Source organism: Serratia sp. JSRIV006, from assembly GCF_019968685.1.
Classification (GTDB): domain Bacteria; phylum Pseudomonadota; class Gammaproteobacteria; order Enterobacterales; family Enterobacteriaceae; genus Chania; species Chania fonticola_B.
On the sequence record NZ_CP074137.1, the window covers coordinates 2,047,226 to 2,071,785 of the forward strand.

Genomic DNA, 24,560 nt, shown 5'->3' on the forward strand with positions numbered 1-24,560 from the left:
TGTTCTGCGCAGAATAATAACGCGAGCAAGTTGTTGCAATCCATTAACCTGTAATTATCGGCCAATAGGAATATTTTAAGTTTAATTGCTTAAAAAAAAGCCTGAGTTTAACGAAGAATTTGCAACCGCGTCCCTCAAGTAGCACCAGGGACACGGCATAAAATCGGCAGTGAGGCCAAGATCAGAAACGCAAAGTGACCGCGTGTTGGTCGAAAAACTCGATGAACTCGGGGTCAGGCTGGCGATCGGTGATCACCTTATCGAACAATGCCAGCGGCCCGATGCAGGCAGGCTTGGTTTGGGCAAATTTGCTGTGGTCGGCGACCAGGATCTTTTGCTGCGCCTTGTCCAACGCTTTGTGTTTCATCGCCAGTTCATCAAGGTTGAAGCAGGTTGCGCCGTGCTGCAAAGTGATGCCTGCCGCTGAAATAAAGGCCACGTTAGGGCAGATGTGGTCCAACTCATTATGTTGGCCAACAGCGGTGAAAATGTAGTTGCTCGGTTTGAATTCACCGCCGCACAGGATCACCTTGCAGTTGGGCTTGTCCTGCAGCGCCAGAAAGGTGTTGAGTGAGTGGCAAATGGCGGTAAAGGGGAGTTCATCGGCAATGGCGTCGATAATGGCCGGGGTGGTGGTGCCACAGTCAAAGAAAACCGTGTCGTTTTCGTTGACCAGCGGTGCCGCCAGCATGCCAATACGGCGCTTTTCCGCCACCTGTTTGGCTTTCTGGTCGGAGACAAAATAATGGGTGACCCCGTTGATACGCGGATCGGCTACGACATAACCCCCAAGCAAGACCACTGCAGCAGGTTCGGCACTGAGATCGCGCCGGATGGTCATTTCCGAGACGCCGAGCAGTGCGGCTGCTTCTTTTAAGTGGATCTTGTCAGAACGCTTTAGAGCCTGAACTAGCCGGTTGATACGTTCGTCGCGCCGGGTTTCCATCAGTTTTTCCTACAGGTTTATACCCCAAGTTTCTCAAGTGTGGCCGAAAGGGATAAAGGAGCCAAAAGTTTCTTTCGTTCGCTCCAACACAATAATGCGGAGTCGTGCAGACCCAGTTCGCACTGAGGGCACAACCCCGCATTAGATGTCGCTATACCTAGATAGAGCTAGCGAAAATCAGTAGCTACCGGTGTCAGCCGCATCGCCAGAAACGATCGCAACGCCCGAGCTGGTGCCGATACGTGTTGCACCGGCGGCAATCATTTTCCCTGCGGTAGCGCGATCGCGCACTGCGCCAGAGGCTTTGACACCCATCTCGCTGCCTACGGTAGCACGCATCAGTTTGACGTGGTCTTCACGAGCGCCGCCTGTGCTGAAACCGGTAGAGGTTTTAACGAAAGCGACATCCAGTTCACGACACATTTCACAAACTACAACGATTTGTTCATCGCTGAGCAGACAGGTTTCCAATATTACCTTCAACGGGATAGCCGCGCAAACTTCACGCACCGCGGCGATATCGGCCTTCACTTCGTCATTCAGGCCGCTTTTCAGCCAACCGACGTTGATCACCATGTCGATTTCCTGGGCGCCAGCGGCAATGGCAGCTTTGGCTTCGAAAGCCTTGGAGACGGTCAAACCAGCCCCCAGAGGGAAGCCGATAACCGAGCATACTTTAACGTTGCTATCCTGCAACAGGTGAGCGGCCAACGGGACATAACCCGAGTTAACGCAAACGGCATAGAAATTATGCTGACGCGCTTCTTCGCACAGTTGGTTGATCTGGCTGTCCGTGGTGTCCATAGCCAGCAGGGTATGGTCGATATAGCGAGCGTAATCAATCTGTTCAGTAGTCATGGTCATTTCCTCTATGGGGGTAAAAACGTTCTGTGGTGTTAGTGATGTTATAATCCTAACATTTCTAACATTGATGTTTCAAGCTGTATTAACAGTAATTTTTAGGGAGAGCTGGAGTTTTACAGCAACGTCTAACACAGTGTTTGCTGGAAAATGTTATTTAAATAACATAGACTGTATATTGACAAATCCGTTCACTGTGCAACGGCTGCCCCTGAGGAAAGAAGATGAAGACGATCATTAATCTGAGCCCTGGATTGTTCGGCATAGAGCCGAATGAAGTGTATCGCGGCGCTGGTTTTACGGTGACCGCGTTTATGTTTCCTGGTGATATCGCCGCGTTGGTGCTGCAAAATCAGCGGGGTACCTTAACGTTGTTGCCCTACCAGGATTTGATGATTTGGGATGCGGTGTTTGATGGCCAGTCTCTCAAAGCAAAAGCCAGCCAGCTGCAGCCTCGACGTAATGATGCCCGTGGCTGTTTTGCCTCTCACCAAGGATTGCCTGCTAATCATGGTCCGGTGATTGATGTCTGGCTGGAAGTCGAAGAGGAAGCGATCGCTGTACGAGCCCGCACTGCCGATGGCCCTTGCCGCATCCAACCGGCCGTTCAGCTAGCCGCCAACAGCACACAGTTCAGTATTGAAATGGTGATCGACAACCTGGCCGAGCAGGCTCAGCCATTAAGTTATATGTGCCATATGAACTATGCCTGTGAGGAAGGTGCCGTTTTCCGCCAAAATCTGCCGGGCTGTGCGCTCAATATCCGTAATAATCCGCAGCAGGTCATTTGTTCTGACGATCTCTCGCTATATGTTGATCAGGCCGAGTTCTTTATGCTGGCGCCGTGCGGCAGAAGGTATGTAACCCGTTTTGCCACCGGCCAATTCAGCTATGCCGTCTTACGGCGGCCACGAGCCAACTCGCGAGTGACAGCATTTGTTCAGCCAGCCAGTTGCAGCCCAGAGAGTACAGCAACACCGATGGCGGTGATGTTAAAAGCAGGGGAGATGCGGGAGTTCCGCGTGACGACAGGCATACTCTAGCTGGCAGGGGGCTTGCCCCCTGCGGGCAGATATTACTCCTTCACCCATCCTTTACGGATTGGGAAGGCAAACAGGAAATGGTATAGGCGCGTTAGACGTTGGGCGATGGCATCTCCAAACAGATTCCACACCAATTGGGCAAACAGACAACCCACACAGCCCAGCAGGAAACCGCCCACCATATCCAGTGGCCAGTGCACACCAAGGAATACGCGGGACCAGGCAATGGCGACGGCCGCGACCATCAGCAAAATACCTGACCAGACACGATGCCAGCACAGGAAGGCCAGGGCGAAGGTGAAGATGGCAGTGCCATGATTGCTAGGGAAAGAACTGTCTGGTGCATGCGCCAGGAAGGTATAGCCGATACCGGTGACAAACGGGCGCTCATGGGGTAACAGCGCGCCGATAGCTGCCGAAGCGCTCATGGCAAATAATAGCGCAATGGTCGTTTTGGCTACCACTTCTCGCTGTGCTGCCAGTTGGCTATGTGCCCCCCAGAACCACAGGCCGACAATCAGCAGGGGGATAATGGCGATCAGATCCCGTGCGATGAAGGTGGCAAGATCGATTAACCATTCCGGGCTGGCCGGGGTGGCATCGATCCAGGCGAAAAGAAGATAGTTCAACTGCTCCATTAAGTATTACCTCGTCTTACGGCGAAAATAGCCGCTGATACACCAATAAACAGCCAACTGGCTGAACCAAACCCACCACCCGGCCCACAGGTTATGGGAAAGAAAATGTGCGCCCCGCATGATCTGGCCAAAGCCCATCAGCATGCCAAGCGTGATGCCGCCCAGCCAGCACCAGTAAGCCAGGCGCGGGCGTTGCGGATAAAACAGAAAGAAAAGCGCCATCACGGCGAAGCCGCTGGAAGCGTGGCCACCGGGGAAGCAACGGCCAGGCCCCGGAAACGCTGGCGTGGTGCCAAACAGTGGAAATGACATTGCTTTGCCACCGTACTCCAGCAGATCCCAAGGGCATGAGTGTGCGCTGGTGGCCTTCAGGATCCCCACCACTAACGGCCCAATCCCGATCAACAGCATGGCGACGATCAGCCGCGCGTTACGGCGATAAATTCCCCAAAGCAGCGCCAGTACCGCTCCGGCGATCACCGAAATCTTTAACAACCGATGGTTGATCAGATCCAGCCAGTAGTTGTTCTGCCACGGAAAACGCTGGCTGGCGGCGTCATACCAATAATTACTGACTACCCAATCCAGCTTTTCATTGCGTGACAACCAGATAAACAACAGCGCAGCCACCACCAGCCCAAAGGCTTGCCAACGGTAAAAGGATGCGGGCAAGGAGTAAAGGGCGTCAGTCTGAATTTTGCTAGCCGTTGAGGATTGATTTAATGACGATTGTTTGGCGTTTGATGGGTTCACACGAAGGCTCATAGGCGGTAATGGATCAGGCTACTGTAATCATCCCGTCTTAAGAAAACCTTAATGGATGGCGAGCGGCTTGGGGACGATATCCAGAATTGACCTATAATTTAACGGCGTAAAGTATGCTAGCGTAATTAGGTATTTAGGTTATGAATTGTAAGGATAAAAAATGAACAAGCTTTCTATGGTAGTGACCAGCCTGCTGATGGCCGCGTCTGTCAGCGCCGTTGCTGCAACCACCGCAAGTACTGACGATCTCAATATGCAGCCGTTGGAAAAAGTAGCACCGTTCCCGAAAGCGGAGCCGGGCATGAGCCGGCAGGTCATTTATTTACCCAAGCAGGAGAATGAAGAAAACTTTAAGGTTGAGCTGCTGATTGGCCAAACGCTGGAAGTGGATTGCAACCGCCACATGATGGGCGGCAATCTGGAGAGTAAAACGCTGGCCGGCTGGGGTTACGACTATTTTGTACTGCCGAAGCTCTCGGCTCCGGCCTCTACCATGATGGCTTGCCCGGATAATAGCAAGCGTCAGGAGTTCGTTGCCGCTCATCTGGGGGATGCCGCGATGCAGCGCTATAACAGCCGCTTGCCGATCGTGGTTTACGTGCCGAAGGACGTCGAGGTGCGCTATCGCATCTGGTCTGCCAGCGAAAATACTGGCCGTGCGGTAACGAAATAAACGACTGTAGACTCCGCTACGTAGGGGCGCCGCATGCGGCGCCCATCTGAATATTCAATGGCAGCGCCTAGCGGATAATACCGCGCGCCGAGCGTGAGAAGAAAGAAGTAAACCATTGCAGTAGCGGATAGGTTTCGCTCAAGCGCTGCACTTCCTGTTTCACCTCATTGATCGCCAACGCATTGTGATAAAGCATGTTATACAGGGTTTGGATCACCTGCTGTTGCTGCTCGCTAAGTGATTGGAAAGCTGCCGCTGAATCGTTTACACCGACGGGGGCCGCGTGGTTGCCACTGGCACTGACAAAAGGTGGAACATCCTGCACCACGCCGGACTGATGGGCGATATGCGCATGGGCACCCAGCAGACAAAACTGATGTATCGCGCACATATTGCCGATCTGCACAAAATCATCCAGCTCAACATGCCCGGCCAGCCCCGAGTTATCACCGATAACCGTAGTATTGCCGACAATACAATCATGGCCAATATGGACGTTGTTTAAGAACAGGTTGTCATTACCGATGGTTGTCCGCCGATAGCCTTGAGTGGTGCCGCGATGAATGGTCGCATTCTTGCCGATCCTGTTTCTGTCGCCGATCACCACGTCCGTAGCTTCACCAGCATATTTCAAATCCTGATTCACTTCGCCGATGATGGAAAACTGCCCGATAACGTTATTGCAGCCAATCCGGGTGAGGCCGTTAATGCTTACATGAGAGGCTATTACCGTGTCATCACCAATCTCGACGCCGGCTGCAATGATGCAGAAAGGGCCAATGCTGACGCGCGCACCGATAATCGCCCCCGGTTCAATCAAGCTATTGCTTGCGACCCGGGCAGAGGGAGAAATTGACATTGCGTTATCCTGATGATGGTGCGTGGCGTTTCCGGCACTCAGGGCCAATCATGGGTAAATGATTAAGCCTAAATTTGGATTAATCTGAGAGTAAGCGTCGAATGGGAGGGGAAAGGGGTGGTCGTTGGAGGTCAGGTGATTTTTCTTATCGACAGGGCCGAGTATAAGGAGTTCCCGGGTATATCACACCATCTTATGTTTTCTTTATTTTCTGAACTTTTTTGTAATGGAAGATGGGGCAGAGGAGATAGAGGTGAATCGGTTAACCGAGACTGCAGTGGGCTCACAACGTTGGGGCGCTGCCTACAGATTTTGCAGTAGTGCCTGGTGCCGAGATGGATTGTTCCAGCAGTAAAATGACAAGAGGATAAGCAACCACTCTCAGGCTAGACTAGAATTAATAGGTAGGTTATCAGGCTGGGTATTAGGTAATTAGGAGAGCCGACAAATGACTTATCAACATATCGTTATTGCAACCGATCTGAGTGACGATGCCGAGCTGTTAGTGCGAAAGGGGTCTGAATTGGCTGACACACTGCAGGCCAAGCTGTCGTTGATTTATATCGATGAGCAAGCTAACCACTACAGCGAGTTTGGTAGTGGCGAATTCAACTATGCCGATAAGACCTTCTCCGAACGAGTTAAGAATATGCTTAACGCTATCCAGCAGCAGGCGGAGTATCCCATCAGTGAAGTGATCATTGGCCGTGGTGAACTCAGTGAAGCGCTGAATAGTGCCATCCGTGAGAAGGGGATTGATTTGGTGATTTTTGGTCACCACCACGATATGTGGAGCCGTTTGGTATCCAGTACGCGCCGCACGATCAACCATATTGCGGTTGATATGCTCGTAGTACCGCTCGAAAAACATTGATGGGGAAACGTTGGATCTGAATGGCGTTGAGAGTGAAAGGCATCACAATAATTAGGTCAGAGCAGTGATTCGCCCATGGATATAGAGGCCGAATCATTGCTTCTCGCCAGCACGCTATTGCCACACCCAAGTTCAAGCATATCTTATTGTGTTTTTTAGCTTTTCTGGTGATTGGATGCTGATTTTAACTCCGCCCGCTATTCTGTTATGGTATTGTTCAGCATTATAGCAGGGGCACTTATCTGATTACTTTGTTGATTGAAAGCTTTTCTCCACAAGGTAGTTCAGTACCTTGAGCTCATCATCAAGCAGGTTAGTGGGGATGTTTTTTAGGATTTTATTTCTCACATCGGTTCTTATAAAGAAGAGTGAGGTATTGGAAAAGAAGAAAGGATCCATCAAATAAATCAAAACACCGGCGTTGTAGAGTTCCATATAGTCACTGCCGATAAACGAGGTTTTCTTTACGGCGGTGGTGTATTTTTTAGCTAGAATTGCACTGATAACGCTAAACTGATCGGTTTTCAGCTGTAAGTGTAATGCCGCTAAATTGTTATTCTCATCAAACAAGACAAAAACATCTTTAGTACTTTCAAAAACGATATCACTTCGTTTGTCCTTATTGTTATCGGGTGTTTCTTTATAGATATTCCCTTTCAGTTCGCTGTTAAACCCCACATTTACCGCTTCAGGGTGAGTTATCTTGAACGTATCCTCCGTTGTCTGACCAAACTTCACCGTAAGCGTGCCTGTGCTGGCTGCACTTAAGTGCTCACAAAAAAAGAAGCTGGTTAAAACTAGAAAAAGGTAAGCTAAGAAACTCATTTTCATGATGCAATCCTATAAATCCTTTTGGGATTGTGAAATGACACATAAATAATCATTAAACTGCCAAAATTCGGTGTTTTATTCCTGGTGCTGTTATTGTGTTGGTTTTACATGCTCACCTCCATGGTGTAAATGATATTTATAACCGATGTCAGACGCCCTTTATGGAGCGACAATACCTCGGTGTTTCACTACGTTGTCATTAAAAGAATAGTGTTGTCAATAACCTCGATAGGTTAAATTTTGTTAGTGTAAAATATGATGTTACGGATAACGTTATTTGTAACAGAAGTCTCCTCCAGCTTTCACGCACTCCTGCATTCGGTATTTTATATTGCATTAATATAGAAATGCGTTAATTTCTTTTTGAATACTTTGCTCAATGAGTAATATGCTGCTGGTGTAAACGTGCTGATCGGCATTTATGTGTCGTACCGACAGGGTTGAGTATAAGGCGTACCTGAGCGTATCACATCATCTATGTCATCTGCCCAACCAGCATCAATATAAGCTGGGTTAAATGTTGATGCTTGCTGATGCATGAATGGAAAGATTTACAGGCCGGTGTAGTGGAGGTTGTCGGCCTGGGAAAGAATATAACCTAATAGTCCGCGATTGCCTTACCCTAACGTTCGGTGTTGGAAGTGTCAGTGCGTCGAATGAATTAAATTGATATATATCAATCAGTTGATTTATTTAAGGTTTAAGCAAGCTTCGCGTGATCAGCTTGCAATGAAATTAATAGTTGCAAACTGTATATGCATACAGATAATTGAAAGCATCGGAAGAAGGTAGGTGATGTTTTATGAGGAACAACATGAAATTTATCGCAACTGGGCGACATCGAAGTGAGTATCCAGATCCTATAACGTTCACAACTGGAACTCCGCTTACGATAGGGGACATATATGAGGGCGATGAAGGTTGGGATGATTGGTATTTCTGTACCATAGCTAATCATTCCGGTGGATGGGTGCCAGAACAGCTGATAGAACGAAGCGACAAACCTGGCCATGGTATAGCGAAAGATGACTATACGGCCAAAGAACTTGATGTTAATGAAGGAGATGAGTTGCTGGCGATAAAATTCTTAAATGGCTGGGTATGGTGCCAGCGACTCTCGGATCAAGATATTGGCTGGGTACCGAAAAGCATTCTTCAGAACATCAAATAAGGCCGTTATTTTACATCAGAGTCTGAGTGGCGACGGATTTTAGGCTGTGCCCCTCAGTTGATTGTGGCACCGTCGCAGTCCCGAAAGCCCGTGATCAAGGCGGATAGCTCTACGTTCAAGCCCGATAACGCGTAGCACCGGCTTGGGCGCATGCTCTCTTCGGGCTGGAGCCATTTGAACTTTCTCCCCGCTTATTTGGGTCACCAAATCTCATGGATCGTGCTAGCTAGCGTCCAAATGGCCTTCAGCGTCTCATTACTAACATCCCGATGTGTAAATCAATGGGGGAAGGTCAGGCGTAAATTTCAGGCAACAAAAAACCCGCTAATCTTGAACCTAAAAAGGCGGGACTAACGGGCTCCACAAAATGGGGACATCAAAGAAAAGCAGTGGCACTAATTCAGACTATGTCCCGATCGAAAAGTTCTACCCGTTGCTAGAAAAATAAAAAAATATTTCGCCGTAGCGGCACTTCTCAGATCGCCTTGCTACCCCATTAGTCCTGGCCAGATCACCACGATGAGCGAGCCTGCCAAGGTTAACAACACGTTAGCGATGGCGTAGGTGCCTGCATATCCCAACGCAGGAATATTACTACGTGCAGTGTCACTAATGATTTCCATCGCCGGGGCGCAGGTACGTGCCCCCATAATGGCACCAAATAGCAGGGCACGGTTCATGCGCAGAATGTAGGCACCGAACAGGAAGCAGATCACTACCGGTACCAGGCTGACGATCAAGCCTGCGATCAGCATCTGGCCACCTACTGCGCCAAGGGTATTGCCGATACCTGCCCCTGCGCTCAGGCCCACACCAGCCATAAACACCATCAGGCCGAACTCTTTCACCATATTCAACGCGCCCTGAGGGATATAACCAAAGGTCGGGTGGTTGGCACGCAGGAAGCCCAGCATGATGCCGGACATCAATAGCCCTGCGGCGTTGCCGATACCAAAGGAGAAGCTGCTGGTGAACTGAATGGTGATCTGGCCGATCAGCAGGCCGATGATAAAGAAGGCACAGAACGCCAGCAGATCGGTAACCTGGCTATGAATGGAGATAAAGCCGATCTTCTCTGCCACGCTTTTTACCCGGCGGGCATCGCCGCTAACCTGCAGCACATCGCCTTTGTTCAACACGATGCTGTCATCGATCGGCATTTCAATCTGGCTGCGGATCACGCGGTTGAGGAAGCAGCCATGATCGGTCAGCTTCAACTGGCTCAGGCGCTTGCCTACCGCATTGCTGTTTTTGACCACGATCTCTTCGGTTACGATGCGCATATCCAGCAGATCCCGGTCGAACACTTCCTTACCGTTACGGAAGCTTGGGTCCAGGCGTGCGTGAGCATCAGGGTAGCCGACCAGTGAGATTTCATCCCCGACCTGTAACACCGCATCTCCGTCCGGGTTGGCCAGAATGCCGTTGCGGCGAATTCGTTCGATGTAGCAACCGGTTTGGCGGTAAATACCGAGCTCGCGCAGGTTCTTGCCGTCTGCCCAGGCAACCAGTTCCTGGCCAACGCGATAGGCGCGGATCACCGGTAAATAAACCTTGCGCTGGCTATCGGTATCCAGGCCGCGCTCACGGGCGATTTGTTGGGCAGAGGTAGAGAGATCCTGATGCTGCAGTTTTGGCAGATAACGAGCGCCGAAAATCAGGCTGACCAGGCCAATCAGGTAGGTCAGGGCGTAGCCCAGGCTCAGATGGTCTTGGGCTGCAAGCAGTGCCGGGCCGCTGGTGATGGTATTACGTAGCGTATCGCCTGCACCCACCAATACCGGTGTGGAGGTCATCGAACCGGCGAGCATACCGGCGGTAAGGCCGATATCCCAGTGGAACAGCTTACCGAGTCCGATGGCGATCACCATCGCTGAACCGACCATCACCAGCGCCAGCATGAAGTAGTTTTTGCCGTCGCGGAAAAAAATCGAGAAGAAATTGGGGCCAGCTTCAACGCCGACGCAAAAAATAAACAGCATGAAACCGAGGCTTAACGCTTCGGTGTTAATGGCAAAGTGCTGCTGGCCAAGCAACAGCGAGACCACTAAAACGCCAATGGAATTACCGAGTTGAACGGAGCCAAGACGAACCTTTCCGAGGCAGAGCCCCAGGGCGAGTACCACAAACAGTAACAGGATGTAGTTACCGTTTAACAAACTTGCGACGTTTATGTTCACGGGGGATAACTTATTGTTTACCAGTAAGTTCTTGATAAAGAACACTATAAGAGTTAGATTCAGCCATAGAGTATATGGATAAAGCTTAGATAACAACCAACCATCGGAAGGCGATCCGAACCATCGAATGGCGGCGCTTATTCTAGTCGCTATCACGTATGACAGCCAGCATAAAGCTGTGTCGGCATACGTATTTAACCCTTTTTGACCAAGGAAAAAGTTCAGCCAGCGCTGTCGATTTCGGCTGTGTGTCGCAGGGTCTGTGCGATAGGCTGTGTTTTACGATGTAGTCAGCGGTCACATCGCGATATCCGTCATTTTCGGGTATGGAGGGGAGAGGTGGATGGTAAGTTATCGATACTGGGTGGGCATTTTTAGCTGTTTTCTGCTGTTTAGCCTGGTTTTTCTGGGCCTGAAGAGCGGTGCCGTCGGCGTAACAGAATCCGAGCATCATGGTGAAACCGGCCTGCTGTTGTTTATTATTCCCGGTTTTATCGCCAGCTATTTGTCGAGCAAGCAGCGTATTCTGTGTCCCTTGCTTGGCGCACTGTGTGCGGTACCGCTGTGTTTACTCATTCGCCACTTTTGGTTGACCCCCGGCCATTCGTTTTGGCAGGAGTTAGCTTATGCGGTCAGCGCTGTATTCTGGTGTGTGTTGGGTGGGATGTTGTATTTATTAATGCGCATGGTGTTCCATGCGTGGCAACAGTTCTATCGGCAGCAAAAACCCTAATCGTAAAAAAGGCCACCTGAGTTCGGTGGCCTTTTTTGTTCGAGCTTGAAGCTTACTGGAACAGGTTCAGGTTTTCTTTGGCGTAGGCTTCAAAATCGGTGCAGCCGCCAATGTGGGTCTGATCGATAAAGATTTGCGGCACGGTTTCTACCGGTTTGCCCACGGTTTTTTCCAAATCGGCCTTGGTGATGCCTTCGGCGTGGATATCAACATAACGGAAGTTGAAATCGTCACGCTCTTCAGTCAATTTCTCTGCCAGCTCTTTAGCACGGACACAGTAAGGACAGCCCGGACGCCCGAAGATTACAGCAAACATGTAACACTCCTAGTCTGTTATTAATCATTAACCGTTATTGTAACGACATTCCTTCCGTCATAAAAAGACTTCAGTTGCGCAATCACTCACGTCATGGCGCTTACTATGCCCGTTGGCTGAGCTAAAAAAAAGCAGGATCTGCCTCTTGGTCTGATTTATAGAACCGATTAATCAACTAGAGCTGTTGCAGCGATGGCGAATTTACTACACTGGACACAGTGAGTCTGGAGAAAAAAATATGCGTTCATTCGGTGACTTACCGCGTTCTGTGCTGGTGCTTGAAGGATTGGGCATGGTGCTGTTGATACTCTCTTATCTGAGTATTCATGACTACGTCCGCTTACCGGGTATGCTGGCTTCGCAGCAGGCGGCGGTTGGCATGATCTTTCTAGGCGTCTTCATGATGGTTCCTGCAGCCGCGTTTTTGGTCTGGCGCGTGGTTCAAGGGTTCGGCCCGTTACTGCGCGGTGGCCAGCCGCCGCAGAACGATCGGCGAACTCCGCCGAAAGATAAACAAGACCAGGGACCGCAAGACTAAACGCGGCTATGGGGAATGCCTGCCAATGCAGGTGATAACGCCTTTAGGGGTGACGAGTGAAAATTGCCATTCTTTCGCGCGATGGTTCGCTGTACTCATGTAAAAGACTGCGTGAGGCTGCAGAGCAGCGTGGGCACCGTATCGATGTTATCGATCCGCAGTCTTGTTATATGAATATCAACCCGGCGGCACCGAGCATTCATTATCGTGGCCGCCGGTTGGAACATTACGATGCGGTGATCCCGCGTATTGGTTCCGCTATTACCTTTTATGGCACTGCCGTGCTGCGCCAGTTTGAACTGCTCGGCAGCTATCCACTCAATGAGTCAGTGGCCATTACCCGCGCGCGTGACAAACTGCGTTCGCTGCAACTGCTGGCGCGCCAGGGGATTGATCTGCCCATTACCGGCTTTGCGCATTCACCGGATGACACCGGTGATTTGATCGAACTGGTGGGCGGCGCACCGCTGGTGGTGAAGCTGGTTGAAGGGACGCAGGGGATCGGCGTGGTATTGGCCGAAACTCGCCAGGCGGCGGAGAGCGTGATCGACGCCTTTCGTGGCCTGAACGCCCATATCCTGGTGCAGGAGTATATCCGTGAAGCCAATGGCTGTGATATTCGCTGCCTGGTCGTCGGCGGCAGGGTCGTTGCCGCGATTGAACGTCAGGCAAAGCCTGGGGAGTTTCGCTCGAACCTGCACCGTGGTGGCACGGCTCGTAAAGTGCATATTACCGGCAAGGAACGCGCTACGGCGATCAAGGCCGTAGAGACGCTGGGGCTGGATGTTGCCGGGGTTGATATCCTCCGTGCCGATCGTGGCCCGCTGGTGATGGAAGTGAATGCGTCGCCGGGGTTGGAAGGCGTTGAAACCACCACCGGGTTGGATATTGCCGGCATGATGATTGAGTACATTGAACAACGAGCCCGACCTGGCTTTCGTCTGAAATCTGGCGGATGAGAAATGGCGCTTTCCTCTGTTGCGCCAAGCGTATACGGGGGATCGCGGGTGCGGATATGCCGTGCAATGTTGCCGCATTAGTGAATTAAGCGGCTTTGATCGTGGCATCTCGATTGAATATTCCGTAAGCTATGCGCCTTTTCATGTCTTTGAACCCTGTGAGGCTGGTAATTTATGGATTCACTCATCGTCCCCGATTTAGCGTTATTACGACGTTGGTTGGATCAGTTGGGGATCTCGTTTTTTGAATGTGACTCTTGCCAGGCGTTACACCTGCCGCACATGCAAAACTTTGACGGCGTATTCGATGCCAAGCTCGATCTGGTGGATAATGTGATCCTGTTTTCCGCGTTGGCCGAAGTGAAGCCAACTGCACTGATCCCGCTGGTGGCCGATCTCAGTCAAATCAATGCCAGTTCGCTGACCATCAAGGCCTTTGTTGATATACAAGACGATAACTTGCCAAAGCTGATCGTTTGCCAGTCTTTGAGCATTGCCGTGGGCGTGGCTCATGAGCAGTTTGCCCACTTTATGCAACAGGGCGAAGAACAGATCTCGATGGTGATCCTGGAAGCCAGGGCGAACGATCTGCTGTTTATGGGTGAGGAAGAAGAGAACCCGGCTACCGTAGCCAGCCAACCGATGCTGCATTAATCTTCGCTGTACATTATGTGTGCCGCAGATCTGGCGGCACGCAGCCCGGACTTTCCTCCACAACCAGATATTCTGCGTTTCTCCCCTTATTGCCAGATATTTCTCGTCTTTTAGGCCGTTATTGCCGCATCACATACAGACCCCGTGCATAATTAATCGATAAACGGCGTTTTTTACCCTGGAGGCTGGCACCGTCTGGCAACTCCGGTTATGCTGCTGATCTTGCTAAAGGCTCACGCTCCTGTTTGTGACCTCGTGGGCTGGCAGGTGAGAAAATCGCATGCAATCAACTGCATAGCTATTCACTCGCGATCGCAACGATTGCGCTCGGCTAATCAAAGGCGTTGTATCCTCTCAGGATACCAATTTACCCCTTGTTTTGGAGGAAGTTACGGATGGTCACCCAACGTAAAAAGTGGTTATCGGGTGTGGTTGGCGGCTTGCTGATGACGGCTTGCCTCACCGCGTCGGCCGCAGACAATACGCTGCACATCTACAATTGGTCCGACTACATTGCGCCGGATACCCTGGCCAAATTCCAGAAAGAAACCGGCATCAAAGTGGTGTATGACGTCTTTGATTCCAACGAGGTTCTGGAAGGCAAACTGATGGCGGGCAGCACCGGTTATGACTTGGTGGTTCCTTCCTCCAACTTCCTTGAGCGCCAGTCCAAAGCCGGTATTTTTGAAGCGCTGGACAAGAGCAAGATACCTAATTACAAAAACCTTGATCCCGAGATGCTGCAACTGGTTGCGCATAACGACAAGGAGAATAAGTACGGTATCCCTTACATGATGGTGACCACCGGCATTGGCTATAACGTCGATAAGGTCAAAGCGGTGCTGGGTAAAGATGCCCCGGTCGATAGCTGGGATCTGATCCTCAAGCCAGAAAACCTGGAGAAGCTCAAAAGCTGTGGTGTCTCCTTCCTGGATGCGCCAAGCGAAGTCTATGCCACCGTTTTGCACTATCTGGGCAAAGATCCTAACAGCACCAGTGCGGAAGATTACACCGGTGCGGCCAACGATTTATTGATGAAGCTGCGGCCGAATATCCGCTATTTCCACTCGTCCCAGTACATTAACGATCTGGCTAACGGGGATATTTGCGTGGCCATTGGCTGGTCTGGCGACATCATGCAGGCAGCCAACCGTGCCAAGGAAGCCAAAAACGGCGTCAATGTGGCCTACTCCATCCCAAAAGAAGGGGCGCTGACCTACTTTGACATGTTTGCGATGCCAGCAGATGCCAAAAACAAAGATGCGGCCTACCAGTTCCTGAACTTCCTGCTCAAGCCAGAGGTGATCGCGGATATCAGCAATCACGTGTTTTATGCCAACGCGGTGAAAGACGCCACGCCGCTGGTGAATGCCGAGGTGCGTGATAACCCGAACGTTTACCCGCCGGCAGATATTCGCGCCAAACTGTACACGCTGAACGTACAGTCGCCAAAACTTGACCGTGTAGTTACGCGGGCATGGACTAAAGTTAAAAGCGGGAAGTAAATACCCGATTCTGATGATCGGCAGGCGGGGTTAACCCGCCTGCATTGCCATTTTGGGCCATGGCAATTGCTGTGGTTGTTCGTACTGCTTTAGCCGGAGAGCACCCCGATTGAACGACGTTATCCCTCGTCCGCTAGCCAAATCGCAGAAGGTGTTCACCCCTCTGCTGGAAATCCGTAACCTCACCAAAACCTTTGACGGCCAGAATGCGGTAGAAGACGTCAGCCTGACGATCTACAAGGGCGAAATCTTTGCGCTGTTGGGGCCTTCTGGCTGTGGAAAATCGACGTTGCTGCGCATGTTGGCCGGTTTTGAACAGCCGACGGAAGGGCAAATTGTCCTCGACGGTCAGGACATGTCCCACGTGCCGCCATACCAACGCCCGGTCAATATGATGTTCCAGTCCTATGCGCTGTTCCCCCATATGACGGTGGAGCAGAACATCGCGTTTGGCCTCAAGCAGGATAAAATGCCGCGCGCGGAAATCAACGAGCGCGTCACCGAAATGCTTACGCTAGTGCATATGCAGGAATACGCCAAGCGTAAGCCGCACCAGCTCTCCGGCGGGCAACGCCAGCGTGTGGCACTGGCACGTAGCCTGGCCAAACGGCCAAAGCTGTTGCTGCTGGACGAACCGATGGGCGCGCTGGATAAAAAACTGCGCGATCGCATGCAGCTGGAGGTGGTCGATATCCTGGAGCGCGTGGGCGCGACCTGCGTCATGGTCACCCACGATCAGGAAGAAGCGATGACCATGGCTGGCCGTATCGCCATCATGAACCGCGGCAAGTTTGTGCAAATCGGTGAGCCGGAAGAGATCTACGAGCACCCGAACAGCCGTTTCAGCGCCGAGTTTATCGGTTCGGTCAACGTGTTCGATTGCGTGTTGCAGGAGCGGCGAGACGATGCATTGATCCTGCAAAGTCCGGGTTTACGGCATGCGCTTAAGGTCGATCCTGATTCATCGGTGGTAGACGGTGTACCTATTCAGGTCGCTCTGCGCCCGGAAAAGATCATGCTGTGTGAGGAAGTGCCGGAAGACGGCTGCAACTTTGCGGTGGGTGAGGTGGTGAACATCGCCTATCTAGGCGATCTGTCGATCTACCACGTGAAGTTGCTTAGCGGGCAGATGATCAGTGCGCAGTTGCAGAACGGCCATCGCTTCCGCAAAGGCATGCCGACCTGGGGTGATGAAGTGCGCCTATGTTGGGACACCGACAGCTGTGTGGTTCTGACGGTGTAGTTGAGAAAGTGAGGAGTAACTATCATGACATTGCTTTCTGAACGTTCGCCGGAGCCTCCGGCAAGAGTACCCGGCCCGATTAAGGCGTTTATCCAACGTTTGCAGATGGCCCATGGCCGCAAACTGGTGATCGCGCTACCGCTGCTGTGGCTGCTGCTGTTGTTTATGCTGCCGTTCCTGATCGTGTTCAAGATCAGTCTGTCTGAGCTGGCTTTGGCGGTACCGCCTTATACCGATCTGATGAGTTGGGCAGACGGCAAACTCGATATTGCGCTGAACTTTGCCAACTACCTGCAACTGACCGATGACCCGTTATACATCGATGCCTATCTGCAATCCTTGCAGATCGCGGCGGTTTCAACGCTGTGCTGCCTGGTGATCGGCTATCCGCTGGCGTGGGCGGTGGCGCACAGTAAACCGTCGACCCGCAACATCCTGCTGCTGTTGGTGATCCTGCCTTCCTGGACGTCATTCCTGATCCGCGTGTATGCCTGGATGGGGATACTGAAGAACAACGGGGTGTTGAACAACTTCCTGATGTGGCTGGGGGTAATCGATCAGCCATTGGTGATCCTGCATACCAATCTGGCGGTGTATATCGGCATCGTTTATTCCTATCTGCCGTTTATGGTGTTGCCAATTTATACCGCGCTGACGCGCCTTGATTACTCGCTGGTTGAAGCCTCGCTGGATCTGGGGGCCAAGCCGTTGAAAACCTTCTTCAGCGTGATCATGCCGTTAACCCGTGGCGGTATTATTGCCGGCTCGATGCTGGTGTTTATCCCGGCGGTGGGGGAGTTTGTGATCCCGGAACTGCTCGGCGGGCCAGACAGCATCATGATTGGCCGCGTGCTCTGGCAGGAGTTCTTCAATAACCGTGACTGGCCGGTCGCCTCGGCGGTTGCTACCGTGATGCTGCTGTTGCTGATTGTACCTATTCTCTGGTTCCACAAGCACCAGAACAAGGAAATGGGAGGGCAGGGATGAATAACTTGCCGGTAGTGCGCTCACCGTGGCGCATAGCGATTCTGGTGGTTGGTTTCACCTTCCTGTATGCACCGATGCTGATGCTGGTGATCTACTCGTTCAACAGCTCCAAGCTGGTTACCGTATGGGCGGGTTGGTCGTTCCGTTGGTATATCGAACTGTTCCATGATTCGGCGATGATCAGCGCGGTTGGTCTGAGCTTGACCATTGCGGCGGCTTCCGCCACGGCGGCGGTGATCCTCGGCACCATTGCCGCGATGGTGATGGTGCGCTTTGGGCGTTTCCGGGGGGCGACCGGGTTTGCCTTTATGCTCACCGCACCGCTGGTTATGCCAGACGTGATCACCGGTTTGTCGCTGCTGCTGCTGTTTGTGGCGATGGGGCATACCTTTGGTTGGCCTTCTGAGCGCGGGATGTTCACCATCTGGTTGGCGCACGTCACCTTCTGTACTGCCTATGTGTCGGTCGTTATCAGTTCGCGCTTGCGTGAGCTGGATCGTTCAATAGAAGAGGCAGCGATGGATCTGGGTGCTACACCGCTGAAAGTGTTTTCCGTGATCACCTTACCGATGATTGCCCCGGCGCTGATCTCGGGCTGGATGCTGGCGTTTACTCTCTCGTTGGACGATCTGGTGATTGCCAGCTTCGTGGCCGGGCCTGGGGCTACCACCTTGCCAATGCTGGTATTCTCCAGCGTGCGTATGGGGGTTAACCCGGAGATCAACGCCTTGGCAACGCTGATCCTGCTGGTGGTGGGGATCATCGGGTTTATTGCTTGGTGGTTTATGGCGCGGGCGGAAAAACAGCGCGCGCGTGAACTGCAAAGGGCCGCTCGTGGCTGATGCTGTTAACGATTAATTGAGCTTTAAGCGCCGCCTGACCGGGCGGCGTTTTATCTTCTACTGCCTGGTAAGTAAGTTTTTATCCGCGTTGGGTGGTACAATCTGCGCCCTCATTGGTCATCCTGAGTTAACGGTTACTATTCATGCATTGCGCTTTGTACTCGGCGGGCACCTGCCGTTCCTGTCAGTGGCTGGAAAAACCTTATCCCCAGCAACTGGAAGAAAAACAACATCATCTGCAATCCTTGCTGGCGGATCGCGATGTCGCGCAGTGGTTAGAACCGGTGACGGGTGAAGAAAGTGCATTTCGCAACAAGGCGAAAATGGTGGTCAGCGGTAGCGTTGAGCGGCCGTTGCTTGGCATGTTGCACCGTGATGGCACGCCGGTAGACCTGTGTGATTGCCCGTTGTACCCGGCCAGCTTTGCTCCGATTTTCGCGGTATTAAAAGAGTTTATCCCTCGTGCCGGGTTAACGCCTTATAACGTGGCGCGCAAACGTGGCGAGCTGAAATATTTACTACTGACGGAAAGCACCTTCAGCGGCGGCCTGATGTTGCGCTTTGTGCTGCGTTCCGAAAGCAAGCTGGCGCAACTGCGTGCGGCCTTGCCTTGGTTACAAGAACAGTTGCCGCAGTTGAAGGTGATCGCCGCCAATATTCAGCCAGTACACATGGCGATCATGGAAGGTGAGCATGAAATCCCGCTGACCGAACAGCAGGCGCTGGAAGAGCGATTCAACCAGGTGCCGTTATACATTCGCCCGCAGAGCTTTTTTCAAACCAATCCGCAGGTGGCCAACCAGCTGTATGCCACCGCACGGGATTGGGTACGGGCGCTAGGTATCGCCAGCATGTGGGATCTGTTCTGTGGCGTTGGCGGCTTCGGGTTGCATTGCGCACAGCCGCAAACCAGGCTGACCGGCATTGAAATCAGCGCCGAGGCGATAGCCTGTGCCAAACAGTCCGCGCAAACCCTCGGCTTGCAGCAGGTGGATTTCCAGGCGCTGGATTCGACCCGATTTGCTACCGCTGAGGGGGAAGTTCCGGAGTTGGTCTTGGTGAACCCGCCGCGCCGGGGGATTGGCAACGAGCTGTGTGATTATCTCAACCGCATGGCGCCGGGTTATATTCTTTATTCCAGCTGTAATGCGTTAAGTATGGCGAAGGATTTGGCGATGCTGCCGGATTACCGAGTTGAGCGCGTGCAGCTATTTGATATGTTCCCGCATACTGCCCATTACGAAGTGTTGACGCTACTGGTGCGGAAATAATGGCCCTCCAGTGAGGGCCAGTAGTCGAGCGGAGGGTATTACTGTGGGAACCACTTATCGTTGATTGCCTTGTAGGTCCCATCCGCCTTGATCGCATCCAGCGCAGCATTCAGCTTGGCCAGTAGTGCCTGATTGTCCGGGCGTACGGCAATGCCCAAGCCGGTGCCAAAGTACTGCGCATCGGTTACGTGCTCGCCTACGGCAGCCAGTTCGGGGTTATTCTTCAGCCACTCATTAACCACCGCAGTGTCACCGAACACGCCATCGATACGGCCATTCTTCAACTCCAGCACGGCGTTTTGGTAGCTGTCATAAGACACGGTATTGATTTCCGGGTGCTTGTCCTGCATGTATTTTTGATGCGTGGTGCCGTTTTCCATCCCCAGCTTTTTGCCTTTCAAATCCGCCAGCGTAGTGAACTTGCCTTTCTGAGCAATGACGATAGCCGAGTTGGCATAATAGGGCTGGGTAAAGGTTACCTGCTTGCTACGCTCTGGTGTGATGTCCATACCGGAAATCACCGCGTCATATTTTTTAAATTTCAGCGCGGCGATCAGGCTGTCAAAGGCCTGGTTGGTAAAGGTGCAGTCGGCCTGCATTTGCTTGCACAAGGCCTTGGCCAAATCGATATCAAAACCGACGATCTGGTTATTGGCATCCAGAGATTCAAACGGCGGGTAGGTCGCTGAAGAGGCGAAACGGATGGTGTCTGCGGCGGCAGCGTTAAAGGTGATCCCGGCGAGAAGGGTGGCGGCAAGTAACAGCTTTTTCATCGGTACGGCTCCTGTCGTAAATTTGATTGTTGTCTCGCCACCTTTTTTTCTGACAACGCCCCAAGGGCATTGTGAGTGGCTATGCCGATAACAATGCCATTTAGTGAATGACTATGCAATATAAATGACTAGAAAATTATTTTCGGTCATAAAAAAGCCCTGCGCATGGCAGGGCTAGTTCAGCGAGGCTTGATTCAATTACGACGTTCAAAAGCCAAAGCGCGGCGTTCAACCAAACGCATCAATAACGTCAGCAGGCCATTCACGCACAGATACACAATGCCAGCGGCACCGAACACCATCACGTCATAAGTCCGGCCGTACATCAGTTGGCTATAGCCCATCACTTCCATCAGCGTAATGGTATAGGCAAGCGAGGTGCTCTTGAACACCAGAACCACTTCGTTAGAGTAGGATGACAAGGCACGTTTGAAGGCATACGGCAGCAGAATACGCAGCGTTTGCTTACGTGACATGCCCAGCGCTTCACAGGATTGCCATTGGCCCGCCGGGATAGCGCGTACCGCCCCATGGAACAGCAGGGTGGTGTAGGCCGCACTGTTCAGCGCCAAGGCAATCATCGCGCAGAGCCAAGGTTGCGACAGCAGGTTCCACAACCAGGGATATTCACGGATTGACGGGAACTGGCCAGGGCCGTAGTAAATCAGGAAGATCTGCACCAGCAACGGCGTACCGGTGAACAACGTAATGTAGACCTTCACCAACTGCGTCAGCACCGGGGTTTTTAACGTCAGGATCACCGTCAGCACCAGCGACATCAGCAAGGCAACAATCAGTGCGACGATCGTCAGCGACAGGCTGGTATGCAAGCCTTTGAGGATTTCGGGGATGAATTCAAGCATCAGGCAGGCCCCCGCTCAAAACGCGTGGTGCGCAGCTCGATCCGCTTAAGGATGTACTGGCTCAGCAGGGTGATAACCAAATAGATTGCTGCCGCAATCACATACCAGGTAAACGGCTCCTGGGTGCGGGTGGCAATACTTTTGGTCTGCAACATCAAATCGTTAACGCTAATCAACGACACCAGCGCGGTATCTTTCAGCAACACCAGCCACTGGTTGCCCAGCCCCGGCAACGCGTGACGCCACATTTGCGGCATGATCAAGCGGAAGAAGATAGCCGTCTTGCTTAGCCCGAGAGCCTGGCCGGATTCCCACTGACCCAGTGGCACCGCTTTAAGCGCCCCACGCAGTGTTTGCGATGCGTAGGCAGAATAGAGCAAGGCCAGGGCGATAACGCCGCACAGGAACGGGCTGACTTCGAAATTGTCGATGGACAGTTGCACCGGTAACTGGAACAGGCCGAAGTTCAGGACGAAGCCGTCGGACAGCATCATCAGCAGCTGTGAGGAGCCAAAGTAGATAAACAGCACTACCAGAATTTCTGGCAAGCCGCGCAGCAGGGTCACCCAGGCGGTGCCGAGCCAACTGACCGCTTTCCAGCGGGATGACTCCCAGACGGCAAACAGCATCGCCAGGATCAGGCCGAGGACCAGGGCACAAACGGCAAGGCCGACGGTCATCCCGGCGGCGCTAGCTAAAGGTTGGATTTCATTCATGGATGATGATTACTGCTGGAACCATTTTTTGTAGATGGTTTCGTAAGTCCCATCCTGCTTGATTTTATCCAGGGCGGCGTTGAATTTGCCCTGCAGTTCGGTATTTTGCAGGCGCATGGCAATGCCCAGACCGCTACCGAAGTAGTCTTTATCGGTCACTTTATCGCCCACGGCGGTCAGCGCAGCGTTTTCTTTCAGCCACTCGTTAACCACGGCGGTATCGCCGAACACCGCATCAACACGGCCATTTTTCAGATCCAGAATGGCATTCTGGTAGCTGTCGTAGCCCACGGTGGTGATTTCCGGGTGTTTATCGGTCAGGAATTTCTGGTGCGTGGTGCCGTTTTGCACGCCAACGCGTTTGCCTTTCAGCGCGGCCACGTCGGCCACTTTGCCTTTCTCGGCAATAAACAGGGCCGAGTTATCGTAGTAAGGCTTGCTGAACAGCACCTGCTTTTCGCGCTCAGGGGTGATATCCATACCGGCCATCACGGCATCGAAACGCTTGAATTTCAGGCTTGGGATCAGGCTGTCGAAGCCTTGGTTAGTAAAGGTACACTCGGCCTGCATCTCTTTACACAGAGCGTTGGCCAGATCGACGTCGAAGCCCTGGATTTTGTTATCCGCCGCGACGAATTCGAACGGAGGGTAGGAAGCTTCGGTAGCGAAACGAATAGTTTCGGCTGCTGAGGCAGAAACGCTGATGCCAGCCAGAACGGCGGCGATTAGTAGTTTTTTCATCGCAAACTCCCTGAGAACAGCAAATATCGCTATTAGTGTGATAAGTAATTGGCAAACTCTACGGTTTGCGGTTGTGCAAAGTGGCTGGCATCGCCCTGTTCGACGATATGGCCATTTTCCATATAGACCACGCGGCTGGCGGTTTTACGCGCGACTTCAACCTCATGGGTGACGATCACCTGAGTAATACCGGTGCCCGCCAACTCGCGAATGATGCTGACGATCTGTGCGGTAATTTCCGGATCCAGTGCGGCCGTAGGTTCATCGAACAGCAGCACCTGAGGTTCCATCATCAGCGCACGGGCAATGGCTACGCGCTGTTGTTGGCCACCGGAGAGATGCAGTGGGAAACGGTCGGCAAAATCGGTCAGGCGTAACCGGGTCAGCAACTTGTCGGCACGCGCCATCGCTTGTGCCTTGGTCAGGCCAAGTACGCGGCAGGGCGCTTCGATCAGGTTTTGCACCACGGTCAGATGTGGCCAGAGATTGTACTGCTGGAACACCATGCCCACGTTTTGGCGCAGTTCGCGGATGGATTTCTCCCCCGGTGACTGTTTAAAGTCGAACTGATTGCCCGCGATTTGCAGGTGGCCAGAGCGTGGCATTTCCAGCAGGTTAAGCACCCGCAGCAGTGAACTCTTACCCGCGCCGCTTGGACCAAGCAGCACCAGAGTCTCGCCGGCAGGGCAATCCAGTGTAATGTTAAACAGCGCCTGATGTGCGCCATAAAAGCAGTTGATATCTTTTAGTTGAATACTCATGCGCTGAAATTGAATAGACATTGATGCCGGGAATGGTAACTTCCACAGAATACTTATGCAATCTTTGTGAGTTAAAATTTATTAGTACGTCGCAGAATGACTAAATAATAGCAGAAGATACCGTGAGCGCTGGTGGAATGGCGGATTTGTCGCGCACTCTGTGAGATAGCTAGCTATTTTTCTCAAGGTGATGGAATTTTGAGCATTTCTGAGGGGGGAATTGGCAACCGGGAAGGTGATACACCCGGCTGCCATCTTGGTGTTACTGGTTCTCAAGAACCTGACGCAGCGTACCGCTGGCGGCATGCGGCGGGATGTTGAGGAAGCGGATGTCGTCAACTACCCAGCAGGTGCCTTCACGGACCATCAGCACTTCGTCCTGCCAGTTGATTGTGTTGGCACCTTCTTTCTGGTGGGTCAGCTGTACACGCAGCGGGATGTTTTTGGCATCGGTGTTAGGAATGGTGGAAGCGCTGGCAACCGATGCGCTGGTTGGCCCCTGGGCATTGCCAGAGAACAGATCGCCGGTGATGGTGTGTTTGCCAGGGTGCTGAGCGGCACTGACCAGATCCTGATACAGCACCTGGCTCAGGTAAGGCTGCAACTGTGCCAGACGGCTGCTGTCCGGCAGAGCGGTGCTTGGGCCTTGCTGAATGCGCAGGTCATAGAATTTCTGGGCTACCGTATCCGGGCCACCGTCCACGCAGGCGCCAGTGCGGACGCCAACATCCTTAAAGGCCGGTTCGACGGTAGTACAGGCGCTTAAGAACAGGGCCAAGGGTAAAACAACAGCAAGCGTTTTTGTTTTCATCTCATA

27 protein-coding genes are annotated in these 24,560 nt (G+C 52.3%); 13 read left to right on the forward strand and 14 right to left on the reverse strand.

What is annotated here, in order from left to right:
- Positions 1-181 precede the first annotated feature (181 nt).
- The gene (gene deoR / locus KGP16_RS09465; protein WP_179248908.1) at positions 182-946 is read right to left on the reverse strand and encodes a DNA-binding transcriptional repressor DeoR; all 765 of its coding nucleotides are present in this window, start codon (positions 944-946) and stop codon (positions 182-184) included.
- A gap of 177 nt (positions 947-1,123) precedes the next feature.
- Positions 1,124-1,804, reverse strand: a complete 681-nt coding sequence (deoC, locus tag KGP16_RS09470) for a deoxyribose-phosphate aldolase (protein ID WP_021804992.1) — start codon at positions 1,802-1,804, stop codon at positions 1,124-1,126.
- A gap of 227 nt (positions 1,805-2,031) precedes the next feature.
- Here deoC and KGP16_RS09475 point away from each other — a divergent pair, with 227 nt between their 5' ends.
- Positions 2,032-2,850: a hypothetical protein gene (locus KGP16_RS09475; RefSeq protein ID WP_223501239.1), complete on the forward strand. Its 819-nt coding sequence runs from the start codon at positions 2,032-2,034 to the stop codon at positions 2,848-2,850.
- 32 nt (positions 2,851-2,882) lie between these two features.
- Here KGP16_RS09475 and ybjG read toward each other — a convergent pair whose 3' ends face one another.
- Positions 2,883-3,488: an undecaprenyl-diphosphate phosphatase gene (gene ybjG / locus KGP16_RS09480; RefSeq protein ID WP_021804990.1), complete on the reverse strand. Its 606-nt coding sequence runs from the start codon at positions 3,486-3,488 to the stop codon at positions 2,883-2,885.
- Between the two features lie 6 nt (positions 3,489-3,494).
- Positions 3,495-4,253 carry a phosphatase PAP2 family protein gene (locus KGP16_RS09485; RefSeq protein ID WP_223501240.1) on the reverse strand — a complete coding sequence of 253 codons (759 nt, stop codon included), beginning with the start codon at positions 4,251-4,253 and terminating at the stop codon, positions 3,495-3,497.
- Positions 4,254-4,413: 160 nt separating this feature from the next.
- Here KGP16_RS09485 and eco point away from each other — a divergent pair, with 160 nt between their 5' ends.
- On the forward strand, positions 4,414-4,926 hold the full coding sequence (gene eco / locus KGP16_RS09490) for a serine protease inhibitor ecotin (RefSeq protein ID WP_209555163.1): 513 nt from the start codon (positions 4,414-4,416) through the stop codon (positions 4,924-4,926).
- Between the two features lie 67 nt (positions 4,927-4,993).
- Here the strand turns inward: eco and lpxA are convergent, their stop codons facing one another.
- Positions 4,994-5,785 (reverse strand): acyl-ACP--UDP-N-acetylglucosamine O-acyltransferase, encoded by a 792-nt coding sequence (gene lpxA / locus KGP16_RS09495; RefSeq protein WP_223501241.1) that lies wholly within the window; start codon positions 5,783-5,785, stop codon positions 4,994-4,996.
- A 448-nt stretch (positions 5,786-6,233) separates the two neighbouring features.
- Here lpxA and KGP16_RS09500 point away from each other — a divergent pair, with 448 nt between their 5' ends.
- Positions 6,234-6,659, forward strand: a complete 426-nt coding sequence (locus KGP16_RS09500; protein WP_021804986.1) for a universal stress protein — start codon at positions 6,234-6,236, stop codon at positions 6,657-6,659.
- Positions 6,660-6,905: 246 nt separating this feature from the next.
- On the opposite strand, the gene KGP16_RS09505 is transcribed toward KGP16_RS09500, so the two are convergent.
- Positions 6,906-7,490 (reverse strand): hypothetical protein, encoded by a 585-nt coding sequence (locus KGP16_RS09505; RefSeq protein WP_223501242.1) that lies wholly within the window; start codon positions 7,488-7,490, stop codon positions 6,906-6,908.
- Positions 7,491-8,304: 814 nt separating this feature from the next.
- Between KGP16_RS09505 and KGP16_RS09510 the strand changes: the two genes are divergently transcribed.
- On the forward strand, positions 8,305-8,661 hold the full coding sequence (locus KGP16_RS09510; RefSeq protein ID WP_094982924.1) for an SH3 domain-containing protein: 357 nt from the start codon (positions 8,305-8,307) through the stop codon (positions 8,659-8,661).
- Positions 8,662-9,149: 488 nt separating this feature from the next.
- On the opposite strand, the gene KGP16_RS09515 is transcribed toward KGP16_RS09510, so the two are convergent.
- Positions 9,150-10,841 carry an aspartate:alanine antiporter gene (locus KGP16_RS09515; protein ID WP_037375189.1) on the reverse strand — a complete coding sequence of 564 codons (1,692 nt, stop codon included), beginning with the start codon at positions 10,839-10,841 and terminating at the stop codon, positions 9,150-9,152.
- Between the two features lie 343 nt (positions 10,842-11,184).
- On the opposite strand from KGP16_RS09515, the gene KGP16_RS09520 reads away from it, so the two are divergent.
- On the forward strand, positions 11,185-11,574 hold the full coding sequence (locus tag KGP16_RS09520) for an inner membrane protein YbjM (RefSeq protein WP_021804982.1): 390 nt from the start codon (positions 11,185-11,187) through the stop codon (positions 11,572-11,574).
- A gap of 52 nt (positions 11,575-11,626) precedes the next feature.
- Here KGP16_RS09520 and KGP16_RS09525 read toward each other — a convergent pair whose 3' ends face one another.
- On the reverse strand, positions 11,627-11,890 hold the full coding sequence (locus KGP16_RS09525) for a GrxA family glutaredoxin (protein WP_021804981.1): 264 nt from the start codon (positions 11,888-11,890) through the stop codon (positions 11,627-11,629).
- Between the two features lie 238 nt (positions 11,891-12,128).
- On the opposite strand from KGP16_RS09525, the gene KGP16_RS09530 reads away from it, so the two are divergent.
- The 8 genes from KGP16_RS09530 (at position 12,129) to rlmC (ending at position 19,889) form a co-directional block, all read left to right on the forward strand.
- On the forward strand, positions 12,129-12,428 hold the full coding sequence (locus tag KGP16_RS09530) for a YbjC family protein (RefSeq protein WP_021804980.1): 300 nt from the start codon (positions 12,129-12,131) through the stop codon (positions 12,426-12,428).
- Between the two features lie 56 nt (positions 12,429-12,484).
- Positions 12,485-13,387: a 30S ribosomal protein S6--L-glutamate ligase gene (gene rimK, locus KGP16_RS09535; protein WP_021804979.1), complete on the forward strand. Its 903-nt coding sequence runs from the start codon at positions 12,485-12,487 to the stop codon at positions 13,385-13,387.
- 174 nt (positions 13,388-13,561) lie between these two features.
- Entirely contained in the window at positions 13,562-14,041 is a 480-nt protein-coding gene (locus KGP16_RS09540; protein WP_021804978.1) for a YbjN domain-containing protein, read from the forward strand.
- 395 nt (positions 14,042-14,436) lie between these two features.
- On the forward strand, positions 14,437-15,546 hold the full coding sequence (gene potF, locus KGP16_RS09545; protein ID WP_021804977.1) for a spermidine/putrescine ABC transporter substrate-binding protein PotF: 1,110 nt from the start codon (positions 14,437-14,439) through the stop codon (positions 15,544-15,546).
- A gap of 109 nt (positions 15,547-15,655) precedes the next feature.
- A complete protein-coding gene (gene potG / locus KGP16_RS09550) occupies positions 15,656-16,789 on the forward strand; it encodes a putrescine ABC transporter ATP-binding subunit PotG (protein WP_021804976.1) in 1,134 nt (377 codons plus the stop codon).
- 24 nt (positions 16,790-16,813) lie between these two features.
- Positions 16,814-17,776: a putrescine ABC transporter permease PotH gene (potH, locus tag KGP16_RS09555; RefSeq protein ID WP_021804975.1), complete on the forward strand. Its 963-nt coding sequence runs from the start codon at positions 16,814-16,816 to the stop codon at positions 17,774-17,776.
- Positions 17,773-18,618, forward strand: coding sequence for a putrescine ABC transporter permease PotI (gene potI / locus KGP16_RS09560; RefSeq protein WP_223501243.1), 846 nt, complete (start codon positions 17,773-17,775; stop codon positions 18,616-18,618). Before potH ends, potI begins: the two co-directional genes overlap by 4 nt.
- Positions 18,619-18,761: 143 nt before the next feature.
- The gene (rlmC, locus tag KGP16_RS09565) at positions 18,762-19,889 is read left to right on the forward strand and encodes a 23S rRNA (uracil(747)-C(5))-methyltransferase RlmC (protein WP_209555166.1); all 1,128 of its coding nucleotides are present in this window, start codon (positions 18,762-18,764) and stop codon (positions 19,887-19,889) included.
- Positions 19,890-19,927: 38 nt separating this feature from the next.
- Here the strand turns inward: rlmC and KGP16_RS09570 are convergent, their stop codons facing one another.
- The 6 genes from KGP16_RS09570 to KGP16_RS09595 form a co-directional block, all read right to left on the reverse strand.
- Positions 19,928-20,662 (reverse strand): arginine ABC transporter substrate-binding protein, encoded by a 735-nt coding sequence (locus KGP16_RS09570; protein ID WP_021804972.1) that lies wholly within the window; start codon positions 20,660-20,662, stop codon positions 19,928-19,930.
- Positions 20,663-20,856: 194 nt separating this feature from the next.
- Positions 20,857-21,525, reverse strand: a complete 669-nt coding sequence (gene artM, locus KGP16_RS09575) for an arginine ABC transporter permease ArtM (RefSeq protein WP_021804971.1) — start codon at positions 21,523-21,525, stop codon at positions 20,857-20,859.
- Positions 21,525-22,241: an arginine ABC transporter permease ArtQ gene (artQ, locus tag KGP16_RS09580; protein ID WP_021804970.1), complete on the reverse strand. Its 717-nt coding sequence runs from the start codon at positions 22,239-22,241 to the stop codon at positions 21,525-21,527. Before artQ ends, artM begins: the two co-directional genes overlap by 1 nt.
- Before the next feature lie 9 nt (positions 22,242-22,250).
- Entirely contained in the window at positions 22,251-22,982 is a 732-nt protein-coding gene (gene artJ, locus KGP16_RS09585; protein WP_021804969.1) for an arginine ABC transporter substrate-binding protein, read from the reverse strand.
- Between the two features lie 32 nt (positions 22,983-23,014).
- Positions 23,015-23,743, reverse strand: a complete 729-nt coding sequence (artP, locus tag KGP16_RS09590; protein WP_094982923.1) for an arginine ABC transporter ATP-binding protein ArtP — start codon at positions 23,741-23,743, stop codon at positions 23,015-23,017.
- 262 nt (positions 23,744-24,005) lie between these two features.
- Positions 24,006-24,554, reverse strand: a complete 549-nt coding sequence (locus KGP16_RS09595) for a lipoprotein (protein WP_021804967.1) — start codon at positions 24,552-24,554, stop codon at positions 24,006-24,008.
- Positions 24,555-24,560 lie beyond the last annotated feature (6 nt).

What these genes read in the sequence shown, in the direction of transcription:
- deoR (WP_179248908.1), bottom strand. Translation starts at nt 946, where the DNA reads ATGGAAACCCGGCGCGACGAACGTATCAACCGGCTAGTTCAGGCTCTA.
- deoC (WP_021804992.1), bottom strand. Translation starts at nt 1,804, where the DNA reads ATGACTACTGAACAGATTGATTACGCTCGCTATATCGACCATACCCTG.
- KGP16_RS09475 (WP_223501239.1), top strand. Translation starts at nt 2,032, where the DNA reads ATGAAGACGATCATTAATCTGAGCCCTGGATTGTTCGGCATAGAGCCG.
- ybjG (WP_021804990.1), bottom strand. Translation starts at nt 3,488, where the DNA reads ATGGAGCAGTTGAACTATCTTCTTTTCGCCTGGATCGATGCCACCCCG.
- KGP16_RS09485 (WP_223501240.1), bottom strand. Translation starts at nt 4,253, where the DNA reads ATGAGCCTTCGTGTGAACCCATCAAACGCCAAACAATCGTCATTAAAT.
- eco (WP_209555163.1), top strand. Translation starts at nt 4,414, where the DNA reads ATGAACAAGCTTTCTATGGTAGTGACCAGCCTGCTGATGGCCGCGTCT.
- lpxA (WP_223501241.1), bottom strand. Translation starts at nt 5,785, where the DNA reads ATGTCAATTTCTCCCTCTGCCCGGGTCGCAAGCAATAGCTTGATTGAA.
- KGP16_RS09500 (WP_021804986.1), top strand. Translation starts at nt 6,234, where the DNA reads ATGACTTATCAACATATCGTTATTGCAACCGATCTGAGTGACGATGCC.
- KGP16_RS09505 (WP_223501242.1), bottom strand. Translation starts at nt 7,490, where the DNA reads ATGAAAATGAGTTTCTTAGCTTACCTTTTTCTAGTTTTAACCAGCTTC.
- KGP16_RS09510 (WP_094982924.1), top strand. Translation starts at nt 8,305, where the DNA reads ATGAAATTTATCGCAACTGGGCGACATCGAAGTGAGTATCCAGATCCT.
- KGP16_RS09520 (WP_021804982.1), top strand. Translation starts at nt 11,185, where the DNA reads ATGGTAAGTTATCGATACTGGGTGGGCATTTTTAGCTGTTTTCTGCTG.
- KGP16_RS09525 (WP_021804981.1), bottom strand. Translation starts at nt 11,890, where the DNA reads ATGTTTGCTGTAATCTTCGGGCGTCCGGGCTGTCCTTACTGTGTCCGT.
- KGP16_RS09530 (WP_021804980.1), top strand. Translation starts at nt 12,129, where the DNA reads ATGCGTTCATTCGGTGACTTACCGCGTTCTGTGCTGGTGCTTGAAGGA.
- KGP16_RS09540 (WP_021804978.1), top strand. Translation starts at nt 13,562, where the DNA reads ATGGATTCACTCATCGTCCCCGATTTAGCGTTATTACGACGTTGGTTG.
- potF (WP_021804977.1), top strand. Translation starts at nt 14,437, where the DNA reads ATGGTCACCCAACGTAAAAAGTGGTTATCGGGTGTGGTTGGCGGCTTG.
- potH (WP_021804975.1), top strand. Translation starts at nt 16,814, where the DNA reads ATGACATTGCTTTCTGAACGTTCGCCGGAGCCTCCGGCAAGAGTACCC.
- potI (WP_223501243.1), top strand. Translation starts at nt 17,773, where the DNA reads ATGAATAACTTGCCGGTAGTGCGCTCACCGTGGCGCATAGCGATTCTG.
- rlmC (WP_209555166.1), top strand. Translation starts at nt 18,762, where the DNA reads ATGCATTGCGCTTTGTACTCGGCGGGCACCTGCCGTTCCTGTCAGTGG.
- KGP16_RS09570 (WP_021804972.1), bottom strand. Translation starts at nt 20,662, where the DNA reads ATGAAAAAGCTGTTACTTGCCGCCACCCTTCTCGCCGGGATCACCTTT.
- artM (WP_021804971.1), bottom strand. Translation starts at nt 21,525, where the DNA reads ATGCTTGAATTCATCCCCGAAATCCTCAAAGGCTTGCATACCAGCCTG.
- artQ (WP_021804970.1), bottom strand. Translation starts at nt 22,241, where the DNA reads ATGAATGAAATCCAACCTTTAGCTAGCGCCGCCGGGATGACCGTCGGC.
- artJ (WP_021804969.1), bottom strand. Translation starts at nt 22,982, where the DNA reads ATGAAAAAACTACTAATCGCCGCCGTTCTGGCTGGCATCAGCGTTTCT.
- artP (WP_094982923.1), bottom strand. Translation starts at nt 23,743, where the DNA reads ATGAGTATTCAACTAAAAGATATCAACTGCTTTTATGGCGCACATCAG.
- KGP16_RS09595 (WP_021804967.1), bottom strand. Translation starts at nt 24,554, where the DNA reads ATGAAAACAAAAACGCTTGCTGTTGTTTTACCCTTGGCCCTGTTCTTA.